At 68.6% G+C, this 13,315-nt stretch carries 11 protein-coding genes; 5 read left to right on the top strand and 6 right to left on the bottom strand.

Annotated features, from left to right (window positions below; translation table 11 throughout):
- Positions 1-36: 36 nt before the first annotated feature.
- Entirely contained in the window at positions 37-1,026 is a 990-nt protein-coding gene (locus ACZ6YV_RS18120) for a helix-turn-helix transcriptional regulator (RefSeq protein WP_465510691.1), read from the bottom strand.
- 2 nt (positions 1,027-1,028) lie between these two features.
- Positions 1,029-1,682, bottom strand: a complete 654-nt coding sequence (locus ACZ6YV_RS18115; RefSeq protein ID WP_465510690.1) for a S1 family peptidase — start codon at positions 1,680-1,682, stop codon at positions 1,029-1,031.
- A gap of 429 nt (positions 1,683-2,111) precedes the next feature.
- Between ACZ6YV_RS18115 and ACZ6YV_RS18110 the strand changes: the two genes are divergently transcribed.
- The gene (locus ACZ6YV_RS18110) at positions 2,112-5,807 is read left to right on the top strand and encodes a CARDB domain-containing protein (RefSeq protein WP_465510689.1); all 3,696 of its coding nucleotides are present in this window, start codon (positions 2,112-2,114) and stop codon (positions 5,805-5,807) included.
- A gap of 47 nt (positions 5,808-5,854) precedes the next feature.
- Here the strand turns inward: ACZ6YV_RS18110 and ACZ6YV_RS18105 are convergent, their stop codons facing one another.
- On the bottom strand, positions 5,855-6,415 hold the full coding sequence (locus ACZ6YV_RS18105; protein WP_465510688.1) for a TetR/AcrR family transcriptional regulator: 561 nt from the start codon (positions 6,413-6,415) through the stop codon (positions 5,855-5,857).
- A gap of 97 nt (positions 6,416-6,512) precedes the next feature.
- Here ACZ6YV_RS18105 and ACZ6YV_RS18100 point away from each other — a divergent pair, with 97 nt between their 5' ends.
- Positions 6,513-7,415 carry an NmrA family NAD(P)-binding protein gene (locus ACZ6YV_RS18100; protein ID WP_465510687.1) on the top strand — a complete coding sequence of 301 codons (903 nt, stop codon included), beginning with the start codon at positions 6,513-6,515 and terminating at the stop codon, positions 7,413-7,415.
- A 123-nt stretch (positions 7,416-7,538) separates the two neighbouring features.
- Positions 7,539-8,471, top strand: coding sequence for an alpha/beta hydrolase family protein (locus tag ACZ6YV_RS18095; protein WP_465510686.1), 933 nt, complete (start codon positions 7,539-7,541; stop codon positions 8,469-8,471).
- 44 nt (positions 8,472-8,515) lie between these two features.
- Here the strand turns inward: ACZ6YV_RS18095 and ACZ6YV_RS18090 are convergent, their stop codons facing one another.
- From ACZ6YV_RS18090 to ACZ6YV_RS18080, 3 genes are all read right to left on the bottom strand, one after another.
- Positions 8,516-9,433, bottom strand: a complete 918-nt coding sequence (locus ACZ6YV_RS18090; protein ID WP_465510685.1) for a S66 peptidase family protein — start codon at positions 9,431-9,433, stop codon at positions 8,516-8,518.
- A gap of 12 nt (positions 9,434-9,445) precedes the next feature.
- A complete protein-coding gene (locus tag ACZ6YV_RS18085; protein ID WP_465510684.1) occupies positions 9,446-9,841 on the bottom strand; it encodes an ATP-binding protein in 396 nt (131 codons plus the stop codon).
- A gap of 76 nt (positions 9,842-9,917) precedes the next feature.
- Positions 9,918-10,379: a Rid family hydrolase gene (locus tag ACZ6YV_RS18080; protein ID WP_465510683.1), complete on the bottom strand. Its 462-nt coding sequence runs from the start codon at positions 10,377-10,379 to the stop codon at positions 9,918-9,920.
- Between the two features lie 64 nt (positions 10,380-10,443).
- Here ACZ6YV_RS18080 and ACZ6YV_RS18075 point away from each other — a divergent pair, with 64 nt between their 5' ends.
- Positions 10,444-10,929 (top strand): MarR family winged helix-turn-helix transcriptional regulator, encoded by a 486-nt coding sequence (locus tag ACZ6YV_RS18075; protein WP_465510682.1) that lies wholly within the window; start codon positions 10,444-10,446, stop codon positions 10,927-10,929.
- Positions 10,930-11,438: 509 nt separating this feature from the next.
- Positions 11,439-13,313 (top strand): Calx-beta domain-containing protein, encoded by a 1,875-nt coding sequence (locus ACZ6YV_RS18070; RefSeq protein WP_465510681.1) that lies wholly within the window; start codon positions 11,439-11,441, stop codon positions 13,311-13,313.
- Positions 13,314-13,315: the final 2 nt, after the last annotated feature.

Genomic DNA, 13,315 nt, shown 5'->3' with positions numbered 1-13,315 from the left:
GTGACGTGCCACACATGCGCAACCCGGCCGGCAATGTCAGAGCCAGCTGTTGTGGGCGGCGAAGACCCCCAGCTGGAACCGGCTGGAGACGCCGGCGCGGTCCATCAGGGTTTCGAGATAGCGGAACAGGGTGCGCCTGCTGACCCCGAGTTCGGCGGCGATCTCGTCGTCCTTGCGCCCGGCGGCGAGCAGGATCAGCAGTTCGCGTTCGATCGGCCGGATCGGCTGCTCGGCCGTCCGTCCCTGCCGGTCGAGTGGAAGCGCCGCGGCCCAGGAGGTTTCGAACAACCCTTCCAGCGCGGAGAAAAGGCTGCAAGGGCGCACGATCACGATGGACTGGTTGCGATCGGCCTCCCGGATCGTCAGAGCGATGGTGGCCGCCCGGTCGTCGAAGAGCGTCAGTTTCACCGGGAGCTCGGGCAGTAGCCGTGCCTGCTCACCGGCTCGCAGGCACGGCAGGATGTTCGCGGCGAGGTAGCCGGGATCGCCCATCGACGCTCCACTGTAGACACAGCGGTAGCCGATTCCGCGCCGCAGCTGCTCTTCCTCCAGCAGGTTCCGACGGCCTCCGGTGAAGTAGGGCGGGGAATCGAGACGGCGGACCTGGTGCCGCACCGTGGTCGCGAGGTGCTGGAGCCGGGGGAGAATGGCGTCGCCGGTGACCACTTCGAGCAGATCCTGCGCGTGGGGCATCCCCGAATGTGCTCGCCGGAAGGCGCGGTACGCGGTCTGGACCGCGAGCCGCGCGTCGTGCAGTTCGGCCTGCCGTCGTGTGGTCAGCGCGGCGAGCGCCTCACCGGGGTTCGCGGGGAGGAATTCGGCACCGTCCACTCCGGACGACACCGCCAGCCCCGCGTCCGCCAGTTCCTTCAGTGCCAGATGGACGGTCTCCGCGTCGTCGTCCCGCCAGGCCAGTTCCCCGGCGGTCACGGGCGCGCTTTCGAGCATCCGGCGGTAGATCCGGGCGGCGGTCTCGCCGAGACCCAGTCTGGCCAGCTGCGCGCCGAGCCCGTCCGGGGGAGTCACCGCTAGACGCCCGAAGTGTCGCGGATCCAGGTGCGGTTCGCCACGATGCCGGTGTGCGTCGAGCTGTCCACCTTGTTGCCGGCGATGTGCACGCCGACCTGTTTGCCGCCGACGAAGACCGGTCCGCCCGAGTCGCCGCCATTGGTCAGCCCGTTGCCCCGGCGCGCCTTGATCAGTCCATTCCCGACACTGGTCACCTTCATCTGGGCGACCTTCAGGTAGCGCTGCAGGTCGCCGTCTTCGTTGTAGCCCCAGCCGTAAACGTATTCGGTGTCACCGGTGGCGACGGAAGTACCGAGGGACGCGTACGTCGTGCTGACCGAACGGTCGAGCCGCAGCAGGGCGATGTCGGCACCGCCGGAGGGCGTGTGGATGGCGGCCACTGCGGCGTAGGTTCCGGCCCGGTGGTCGACATCGCCCACACGGACCGAGTATTCGGCGCCGGGTTCGTCGATGCAGTGCCGGGCGGTGAGCACCCAGCGGGCGCTGATGATCGAACCGGAGCACCACTGCGAGCCGTTCTGCTCGATCATGGCCGCCCACGGGCCGGACTGGGCGTATCCACCGTCGATGATGGGGGCCGCGCCGGCGGCGGGCGCGACCGTCATGAGCCCGGCCGCGCACAGCAGTGCGGTGAGGAGACCTCGAATGCGCATGGTGCCTTCCAATGCAGGGAAATACAGAAAAGAAGGGGAAATCGACGGCGTGCCGCTTTCGACCGCGGCGGGATCGCCAGGGGTCGCCCGGCCGGATCCGACGCCGGTTTTCCCATGCTAGGCAAGCGGATACGGCCGTTGATAGCGACTAAAGACGGGAGAAGGCCGCGCCGGGCGGCATGGGACCAGTGCCATCGGCACGGGAGTGCCGATGGCACCGATGTGTCACGGCGGGACCGGAGACGCGACTCAGAGCGGCCAGGCTGCCTTTAAGTGCACGAGCGTGCACTGAAGCCATCGGCCAAGCGCGCTCTGAAAGTAGTCGCAAAATTTCTGAAACATGTCAACTTCTTGCATTCTGTCCACTGGTTGTTGCATGCTCAAACGGCTCTGGCTCCCTCCCCGCTGTCTCAAAGAAGAGAAGACGCCATGACACGTATGCGCCTGTCCCGGATCATCGCCGGTTGCCTGGCCACGGGGCTTTCCGTCGCCGGGCTCTCCCTCGCTTCCGCCGCGAGCGGGCCACCCCCGGGTACCGCCGCCCCACCCGGACAGGCCGCGCTCGCGGAGGTGCCGCTGACCCGGACGGTGTCGGCCAGCAGCGCGCTGCCCGGCTATCCCGTCGCGAACGCCGTCGACGGAAACCAGGACAGCTATTGGGAATCGGTCAACAACGCTTTCCCTCAGTGGATCCAGGCCGACCTCGGGGTGGCCAAATCCCTCTCGCGGATCGTGCTGAAACTGCCGTCGGGCTGGGAGCCCCGCACCCAGACGCTGGCAGTGCGCGGTAGCGCCGACGGCACGGCGTTCACCGACCTCGCCGCCCCGACCGGCTACGCGTTCGCCCCCGGCGCCGACACGGTCACGATCCCGATGACCGCGTCGGCCCGCTATGTGCGGCTGCAGGTCACCGCGAACACGCGATGGCCTGCCGCGCAGCTCTCGGAATTCGAGCTGTACGGACCGGACACCGGCGACACGCAGGCGCCGAGCGCGCCTGCGAATCTCGCGCTGACCGAGCCCGCCGCCGGGCAGGTCCGGCTGACCTGGTCGGCTTCGGTCGACAACGTCGGCGTCACCGGCTACACCGTCTATCGCGACGGCACACCGGTCACCACGATCACCGGCACCTCGTTCACCGAGGCCAGGCCCGCGGGGACGCGAGTCGAGTACTTCGTGCGGGCCAAGGACGCGGCGGGCAACGAATCCGGCGACAGCGACCACGTCGTGCGCTCCGGGACGAGCGCGGGCGCGAACCTGGCGGCGGGCAAGCCGATCGAGGCCACCTCGACGGTCCACTCGTTTGTCGCCGCCAATGCCAACGACAACAACACCGCCACGTACTGGGAATCCGCCGCGGGCTATCCGAACTCGCTGACGGTGAAGCTCGGGGTCGACGCGGAGGTCGACTCGGTCGTGGTGAAGCTCGCCCCGGAGGCCGTCTGGGGTGCGCGGACGCAGAACTTCGAGATCCTCGGCCGCGCGCAGGGCGCCACCGCGTTCACCTCCCTGTCGGCGCGGGCGGACCATCGCTTCGACCCGGCCACGAACCAGAACTCGGTGGTCATCCCGGTCAGCGGACGCGCGTCGGACCTGCGGCTGCAGTTCTTCGCCAACTCCGGCGCTCCTGGTGGCCAGGTCGCGGAGTTTCAGGTCATCGGCACACCGGCGCCGAACCCGGACCTCGTCGTCTCCGGCACGACCTGGACACCGGCGAACCCGACGGAGACCAGTCAGCTCGCCGTGTCCGCCACGGTGAAGAACGCCGGCACCGCGAACGCGGGCGCGACGACCGTGAACGTCAGCCTCGGCGGCACCGTCGTCGGTGAGGCGGCTGTCCCGGCGCTCGCCGCGGGCGCGTCCGCCACGGTGACGGTGAACGCGGGTTCGCGTCCCCAGGGCACGTACAGCGTTGTCGCCTCGGCCGACCCCGCGAACACGGTGGCCGAGCAGAACGAAACCAACAACACGTTCACCTCGCCGACGTCGCTGGTCATCGCACAGTCGCCGGGACCCGACCTCGAAGTCACCGGCATCACCTCCAACCCGCCCAACCCGGCGGTCGGTTCGGCCGTGTCGTTCACCGTCGCGGTGCACAACCGGGGCACGAGCGGCGCGGGCGCTTCGGTGACCCGGCTGGTCGTCGGCGGCGCCACGCTGACCGGCACCACCGGCGCGATCGAAGCGGGCGCCACCGCGAACGTCGCGATCTCGGGCACGTGGACCGCCGCCAACGGGGGCGCGACCCTCTCCGCGACGGCCGACGCGACCGGCACGGTCACGGAGACCAACGAAGCCAACAACAGCCTCTCGCGGGCGATCGTGGTCGGCCGCGGCGCGGCTGTCCCGTACGTCGAGTATGAGGCGGAAAACGCGCAGTACCAAGGACAACTGCTGGAGGCCGACCCGCTGCGCACCTTCGGCCACACGAACTTCGCGACCGAGTCCTCGGGTCGCAAGTCCGTGCGGCTGGCGGACCAGGGCCAGTACGTCGAGTTCACGTCGTCGAACCAGGCGAACTCGATCGTCGTGCGCAACTCCATCCCCGACGCCCCCGGCGGTGGCGGGCAGGACGCGACGATCAGCCTGTACGTCAACGGGACTTTCACGCAGAAGCTGACGCTGTCGTCGAAGCACAGCTGGCTCTACGGCAGCACCGACGACCCCGAAGGCCTGACGAACACCCCGCAGGCCAACGCGCGACGGCTGTTCGACGAGTCGCACGCGCTGCTGTCCCAGTCGTACCCGCCGGGCACGAAGTTCAAGCTGCAGCGGGACAGCGGTGACAACGGGGCGTTCTACGTCGTCGACCTCATCGATCTGGAGCAGGTTGCGCCCGCCACGGAGAAGCCCGCGAACTGCGTGTCGATCACGGAGTACGGCGCGGTGCCGAACGACGGGAACGACGACTCGACCGCGATCCAGCGCGCGGTGACCGACGACCAGAACGGCGTGACCGGCTGCGTCTGGATCCCGGCCGGGCAGTGGCGGCAGGAGAAGAAGATCCTGACCGACGATCCGAACGTGCCCAACGGTGGCGGCCAGTACAACCAGATCGGCATCTCCGACGTGACGATCCGCGGTGCCGGGATGTGGCATTCGCAGCTGTACTCGCAGATCGAGCCGCAGAACGCGGGCGGCATCAACCACCCGCACGAAGGGAACTTCGGCTTCGACATCGACAAGAACACCCAGATCTCCGACATCGCCATCTTCGGTTCCGGCCGGATCCGGGGCGGGGACGGCGGCGCGGAAGGCGGCGTCGGCCTCAACGGCCGGTTCGGGACCGGGACGAAGATCTCGAACGTGTGGATCGAGCACGCCAACGTCGGTGTGTGGGTCGGCCGGGACTACAGCAACCTCCCGGCGCTCTGGGGTCCGGCCGACGGCCTGGAGTTCAGCGGCATGCGCATCCGGAACACCTACGCCGACGGCATCAACTTCACCAACGGCACCAGGAACTCGAAGGTGTCCAACTCGTCGTTCCGCACCACCGGTGACGACTCGCTCGCGGTGTGGGCGAACCAGTACGTGAAGGACACTTCACAGGACATCGCGCACGACAACGTGTTCGCCAACAACACGATCCAGCTTCCGTGGCGTGCCAACGGGATCGCGATCTACGGCGGCTACGGCAACAAGATCGAGAACAACATCGTCCACGACACGATGAACTATCCGGGCATCATGCTGGCGACGGATCACGATCCGCTGCCGTTCTCCGGGCAGACGCTCATCGCGAACAACGCCCTGTACCGCTGCGGCGGGGTGTTCTGGGGCGAGCAGCAGGAGTTCGGCGCGATCACGTTCTTCGCGCAGGGCAAGGACATTCCCGGGGTCGTCCTGCGGGACACGGAGATCCACGACTCGACCTACGACGGCATCCAGTTCAAAACGGGTGGCGGCGTGGTGACGGCGGCCGTCAGAGACGTCAAGATCGACAAGTCGAACAACGGGGCCGGCCTCCTCGCGATGAGCGGCGCCCGCGGCAGCGCGACCTTGACGAACGTGACGATCACGAACTCGGCGGGCGGCGACGTCGTCCGTGAGCCGGGGTCGCAGTTCGTGATCAACGGCGGACCGGTCCCGGCTGTGGTCTCGTCGGGCCGCCGCGGCACGAGGTAACCGCGAGCGCGATCCGGGGCCGGAGCGGGTGACCGCTCCGGCCCCTTTCAAGTCCTGGGGCTCAAGCCCGCCACGGCCAGCCGGAACAGCCTGTCCGCCTGGGCGGCGGGATCCGGGTAGTGCTCGGTCGCCAGGACGATGCCGACGATCAGCGTGATCAGGTCCGCGACGGTGACCTCGGGCGCCACCACTCCGCCCCGCGCGGCCTGCCGCAGAAGCGGTTCTCCGGCTTCTTCGAGGGCGGAGGAGCAGGAGTTCTCGTGCGCGGGATCGGTCTCGTCGTAGGAGAGCGCGGCCGCCAGCCCGCGGGCGGAGACGCAATAGCCGACGACGTCGTCGAGCCAGGTCAGGAGCGCCTTCCGGCTGTCGTCCTCGCCGGTCAGTTCGACGGCGCGAGCGCACAGTGCCGCGATCCGTTTCGCGGAGACCGCTTCCAGCAGGGCCCGGCGGGTGGGGAAGTGGCGGCGCACGGTCGCCGAGCCGACGTTGGCGGTGCGGGCGATCTGCTCCAGCGAAGCACCGGAGCCATGGGTCGCGACCTCTTCCTCGGCCACCCCGAGGATGTGCGCGTAGTTGCGCCGCGCGTCGGCGCGCTGGCCGTCCGACATGCCTTCACCTCGATGTTTGCGTAAGTGGCGGGCCCCGCCATATCGTAGCGGACGATAAGTGGCGGGCCCCGCCGCTTTATCGACCGAAGGAGCGATCATGTCCTCAGCACCCGTTTTGGTCACCGGTGCCACCGGCAGGCAGGGCGGTGCGACCGCCCGGGCGCTGCTCGCGGCGGGCGTTCCCGTCCGCGCGCTCGTACGTGACCCAGCGAGGGCGAAGGCCGTCGAAGCGCTCGGCGCCGAACTCGTCGTCGGCGACCTCCACGACCTCGATTCCGTGACCCGGGCGGCCAAGGGCGCCCGCGCCGTCTTCTCGGTGCAGATGCCCGGCATGAGCGCGGAAGGGTTCGACTTCGCCGGGGAGGTGGCTCAAGGCGTCAATCTCATCGAGGGCGCGAAGGCGGCCGGAGTGCCGCAGTTCGTGCACACCTCCGTCTCCGGGGCTGGTCAGCATGTCGAAGCGCCCGGATGGGCCGAAGGCCGCTGGGCTTCGATGGAACCCACCTTGGGAGCCAAAGCCTCGATCCAGGCCCGCCTCCGCGAGGCGGGCTTTCCGCAATGGACACTCCTCAAGCCCGGCTTCTTCATGGAGAACTTCCTGCCCGACATGAAGTTCCTCTTCCCGCGCGGGGTCGAGGGCGGCCTGGTGAGCGTCGTCAAGCCGTCGTCGAGCCTTTCCCTGGCCGCCGTGGACGACATCGGGGCAGCGGCCGCCGCGGCCATCGCCGAACCGGAGCGGTTCTCGGGTGTCGAACTCGAGCTCGCGAGCGATTTCCTGACCATGGCGGAGATCGCCGAGGTCCTTTCGGAGGTGCTGGGTATGCGGCTGGCGGCTCCGGACATGACCGTGGAGCAGGCTGTCGCCGCCGGGATGCCGCCGATGGGCGCTTCGCACGAGTGGCTGAACGTGATCGGCCAGCCGGGACGGCCGCGGTTCGCGCGGGAGCTCGGCATCCCGCTGACCGGTTTCGCGGCCTGGGCGCGGAAACACCTTGCGTAGTGCGTGATCGTTGAGGCATGCGCATCGAGCCTCTGCAGGTTTGACAAAGCGGAACACTGCTCCGTATGTTTGTGGAACAGTGCTCCGCTTAGTGCGGCGCCTTGACACCAGGGAAGGCTCATCATGAGCGCTACCACCCCGACGCCGGTCCTCTCGATCGCTCCGGTGGTCCTGCCGACGCCGGATCGGGCCGTGGACCTGCGACTGCGGATCTCCGCGCCGACGACCGGAAGCGAACTGCCGGTCATCCTGCTGTCGCACGGCCAGGGCCCTTCGAACCACCTCTCGTCGCTGAACGGCTACGCGCCCCTCGTGAACTTCTGGGCGGCGCACGGCTTCGTCGTCATCCAGCCAACCCACCTGAGCTCGCGGACGCTGAACCTGGCTGCCGGCGACCCGGAAGCGCCGCTGTACCAACGATCCCGGGCCGAGGACATGATCCGGATCCTCGACCGGCTAGACGAGATCGAGGACGCCGTTCCCCACCTGCGCGGCAGGCTGGACCGGGGCAAGGTCGCCGTCGCCGGGCATTCGATGGGCGGGCACACCGCGAGCCTCCTGCTGGGCGCGCGCTACACCGACGCCGATGGTGAGGAAGTGGACCTCGCCGAGCCCCGGATCTCCGCCGGTGTGCTGCTCGCCGCACCCGGTCGCGGTGGTGACGCCGTCACCGGATTCGTGGCCGAGAACTACTCCTTCTTCCTCAGCACGGATTTCTCCACGATGACGACGCCCGCGCTCGTCGTCGCCGGGGACAAGGACTCCTCCACGCATCTGACGGTTCGCGGCCCGGAGTGGCACACCGATCCGTACTTCCTTTCGCCGGGCCGCAAGACGCTGCTCACCCTGTTCGATGCGGAGCACGGCCTCGGCGGGATCTCCGGCTACGACGTCGCCGAGACGACGGACGAGAACCTGGAGCGGGTGGCCGAGGTGCAGCGCCTCACGGTGGCCTACTTACGTTCCGCGCTCTATCCCGGGGACGACTCCTGGCAGTCGGCGTGTGACGAACTGGTCTCCGCGCCGGACCCGCTCGGCCAGGTCGAGGCGAAGTAGGTTCAGGCCGTCGAGAAGCGCCGCATGCCTGGCCGGAGTAGGCCTCAGCACACGGCCGGCGCGACGGTGAGAGTTCCGGCGTCCGTGTCCAGGACAGCGGCCGTCCCCAGCGGCAGGGACAGCGGATCAGGGCCGTGCCCGACGTCGATCCCGCCGAGCACCGGGACTCCCAGCGCGCCCAGCCGATCCTCGAAGACGTCGACGAGGGTCCAGCCGCGGTCGGTGTAGTCCTCGAAACCGGGAAAGCGGCCGAGCGCGACACCGCGTACGCCGCGCAGCGCGCCGGATCGGATCAGCTGGGTCAGCTGCCGATCGATCTGCCCGAGGCCGATGGTCCGCTCGGCTTCGAGGAACAGGATGGTGCCTGCCAACGAAGGAAGTCCTGCGCCGACGGCGTGGGAGACGGTGCCGAGGTTGCCGCCGACGAGGTCCCCGGTGGCGATGCCGGGGACCTCGGCCGCGACGGTCATGGCTCGCGGGTCGCGAAGCAGGACGGCGGGTTCGGTGCTCATCAGCAGGCGCCGGGTCGCGGCCGCGGAACGGGCCCCTGCCAGGAAACCGTGGATTCCCGCCAGCCCGCAGTGGTGCCGGAGCGAGAGGTGCAAAGCGGTGATGTCGCTGAAACCGATCACCGGCTTGGGATCGGCCCGGACCGCGGCGAAATCGAGGTCGTCGGCGATGCGGTACGCGCCCGCGCCGCCGCGGGTGGCGAGCACCGCGCGGACGGCGGGATCACGGAACGCGTCGTCGAGATCGGCCAGCCGGTCTTCGTCCCGGCCCGCCATGTACCCCCACCGGTCGAACGCGTGCGCGCCGACTTCGACCTTCAGCCCCCAGCTTTCAAGTACCGCAGTGGTCTCGGCGACGAGCTCGCGGCTCGGAAAGCTGGCGGGGGACACGAGCCGGACGCGATCACCTGGCCGCAGCATCGGTGCCACCAGAGTGTCTCGCGATGCTGCCACTGGATGATCGTGTCAGAGCACCGGGATCTCCGCCCACACCGTTTTGTATCCCGTGCCGGTGTCCACGCCCCATGCGGTGCTGATCGCCTCGACCAGTGCCAGCCCCCGCCCGTGCGGGCTCGTCGGATCCTGTTTGGTCACCCGGCGCGGTCGCAGATGCGGGCGGCGGTCGTCGACCTCGACGCGGACCACGTCGCGGTCCGAAGTGACGGACACCCTGAGTTCGGCGACGCCGTCCGCGTGTTCGTGCGCGTTGGTGACCAGTTCGGTGGTCAGCAGTTCGGTGTCCGCGATGGTGATGCGGCCGACCTCGCTCAGCTGATCCCGGAGCCAGGCCCGGACCTGTCCCAGTGGCGGGGCGCTGCCAGTGGGGAATTCGTATGCTTGCCGTGTTCCCGTAGTACCCACGCGTGTCTCCTTAGCGGGTTTCCCAGCCGGGCCAAGAGCATGGGCGCACTCGGGTAGTACCCAAGGGGCACGGCGTTCACACGCGGGAGTCCCCGGTGATCGCGGTGACCCTGATCTCCACGCGCATCTTCGGCGCGGCGAGGGCGGGGACGCCGATCTCGGTCCAGATCGGCGTACGGTCGCCCATCCGCTCACGGAACTGCTCGACCATGACGCGGTTGTGGGTCTCGCCGATGAAGCCGGGGGATTCCGGGACGTGGTAGGAGTTCACGGAGATGACGTCCCGCCAGGTGGCACCCGCGGCGGCGAGGGTCCGCTCGATGTTCTCGAAGGTCTGGACGATCTCGGCTTCCAGGTCCTCGGGGAAGGTGGGGAAGGGCAGGTCGCTGGCCCAGCCGCCCTGCCCGGAGATCTCGACGCGATCGCCGACGCGCACCGCCTGGCTGTAGCGCGTCTCGGCCTGGAGCCGCTCGCCGTGGCCGGGGGTGGTGAAGAACTGCGGCTGGGTCGTGGTGGTGTTCTCGTTGACTTCATGCATGAAGTCAACGTAGCACGATTTGACTTCACGTGTGAAGTCGCGCGCTTCTCGGTAGGGTTCCGCCATGGCCACTCATGCGACCCCGGACCCGGACGAAGCGCTGTGGCTGACTCCTGCCGAGAAGGAGGCTTGGACCGGACTGGTCTCCCTGGTCCTCCTGCTGCCGGGGCGGCTGGAGTCGCCGCTGCAGCACGACGCCGGGCTGACGCTGTTCGAGTACCTGACCCTCAGCCATATCTCGGACGCTCCGGAGCGACGGCTGCGGATGAGCGAGCTGGCCTACCTCGCCAACGGCTCGCTTTCCCGGCTGTCCAATGTGGTCAAGCGGTTCGAGCAGCGAGGGTGGGTGGAGCGAACGCCTGATCCCGAGGACGGGCGATACACCCTCGCCGTGCTCACCGACAGCGGCTACGAGGTGGTCGTCAAGGCGGCGCCCACGCACGTCCGTTCGGTGCGGGAGCTCGTCCTCGACCCGTTGAACGCGGAGGACCAGCAGGACCTGGCCCGCATCGCCGCCAAACTGCGGACGCGGCCCGTCGACCTGGCCTAACCGGCGTGCGGTCCCGGCCCTCGTGAATGGTAACGACGGTTAGAACCACCCTTGCCACTCACGAGGCTGGTGATCCCGGTCCGGATCCTCCGTTGATCAAGGTCGTTTCACTCGGCCCTGCGGCCGACAAACGAGCGGTGAGGTTCCGGATGTTGAATGATCTCGCCACGGTCTCGGCCGCCCGTGGCGTTGCGACATTCGGTGCGTGTTCGGCAAGGAAGATCCGCACGAAATCGCCTTTCCCGCCGTGAACCGATCACGGAAAACGTGGAGATTCCCGGTCTTTCTCACGCTCGTGAGTGAGAGCTGCCGGAGATCTTTCCACTTACCGGCCTAACGCGGACATGGTCCGAGTAGCCCGGATTCGCGGTAACAGCCCGTTGAGCACCTTGACATGCGGCGCTATGGGTGACGTTTCCGCCATTCGCTAACGAAATACGGAATGTTCCGTCTTTCTCAGGAAGCCCACAGGAATTCCGGCTTTCGGCCGGGTCTCGAAAGGGAAATCCATGTCGCGAAGACCACTTCTCGTCGTCATGACCGCCGTCACGGCGATGCTCGCGTCCACCGCGGTCGCCGCCGCGGCCCCACCGGGGGTGGACCCGGCCACGGTCGACCTCACGCTCAACGCGGGGCAGAGCACGGTCGTGACCAAGAACGTGACCACCTCGGCGGTGCCGCCGAATCCCGACCTCGTCCTGCTCGCGGACACCACGGGCAGCATGGGCGGGCCGATCGGCAACGTGCGGTCGAACGCCAACGCCATCACCGGTGACGTGCTCGCCGCGCAGCCGACCGCGCAGTTCGGCGTCGCCGAGTACAAGGACTTCACCGACTCGGTGCCCTTCAAGGTCAACCAGGGCATCACCGGCGATACCGCCGCCGTCCAGGCGGGAATCAACCAGTGGGTCGCCTCGGGCGGCGGGGACACGCCGGAAGCGAACCTGAACGCCCTGTACCAGCTGGCCACCGGCGCGGTCGACTTCCGGCCGGACGGCACCCGCATCATCGCGTGGTTCGGCGACGCGCCGTCGCACGATCCGAGCGGCGGGCACGACCTGGCCCAGACCATCGCGGCACTGCAGACGGCGAAGATCCGCGTGGTCGCCGTCAACGTCGGGGCGCTCGATTCCGGCGGGCAGGCCTCCGCGATCACGTCGGCCACGGGTGGGGTGCTGCTGAACAACGTCCCCGCCGGGCAGGTCTCCCAGGCGATCCTGGACGGCATCAAGTCCATCGAGGTCACGGTGACCCCGAAGGTGACCAGTTGCGACCCGCAGCTCACCGTCACCAACGACCCCGGCAGCGTCAAGGTGACCAGCGGCGACGTCGCCTCGTTCACCGAGACGATCAAGGCTTCGGCCAGTGCCGCTCCCGGCACCTATCACTGTGTCGTCGACTATCAGATCGACGGTGTTTCGCGGGGGTACATCGAGACCACGACAGTGCGCGTGCTCGGGTTGAGCATCAATGACGTGTCGGTCGACGAGGGCTCGGGCGGTGCGCAGGTGCCGGCGACCTTCACGGTGTCGCTGCTCGGCGGCGCCAGCCCGAATCCGGTGACGGTCCAGTACTCGACCGCCAACGGCAGCGCGACCGCGCCCGCCGACTACGCGACGGCGAGCGGGATGGTCACGTTCGCCCCGGGCCAGACGGCCAAACCGGTGACCGTGCTGGTCAACCCGGACACCGTCGACGAGCCGAACGAGACGTTCACGGTGAACCTCTCGGCCCCGTCGGGCGCCGGGCTGGTCGATCCGACCGGGGTCGGCACGATCGTCGACGACGACCGTGACGGCGTCTTCTCCTGCACGGGCACCGCGGCGAACGTCCTCGGCGTGACCGCGGCGCAGGCGAACCCGGCGAACCTGCCGTGTGCCGACGACACCCGCACCGTCGTCGCCGCGACGCTCAACGCGGGCCTGATCAAGGTGGACACCAAGGTGCTCACCGCGTCGACCGATCTCACGCCGGACGACCAGTCGGCGGCTCCGGCCGCGGGCGATCGCGCGCTGGCGTCGGCGAAGATCGACAAGACGGTGATCAGCACGCTCGGGCTGAACATCGAGCTCGGCGTGATCCAGTCGCAGGCCACGGCGACCTGTCAGACGGCACCGGGCGGACTCGCCCCGGTCCTGGCGGGCAGTTCGAACGTCGCTTCGCTGAAGATCAACGGTGAGTCGATCACGGTGGGCTCGGCGCCGTTGACCATTCCACTGGTCATCGGCTCGCTGAAGCTCAACGCCCAGACCGTGGCGAACGGCGTCGTGAAGCAGCAGGCCGTCGCGCTGGACACCGCGCTCGCGAAGATCGTGCTCGCGGAATCCCAGGCCGACGTGCACGGCACCGCCGCGCACCCGGCGGGCAACCCCTGCCGGCGCTGATC

It is taken from the genome of Amycolatopsis sp. NPDC102522 (assembly GCF_055584485.1).
Note: the sequence above shows the minus strand (reverse complement) of the source record. Positions and strands in the feature narration are given on the sequence as shown.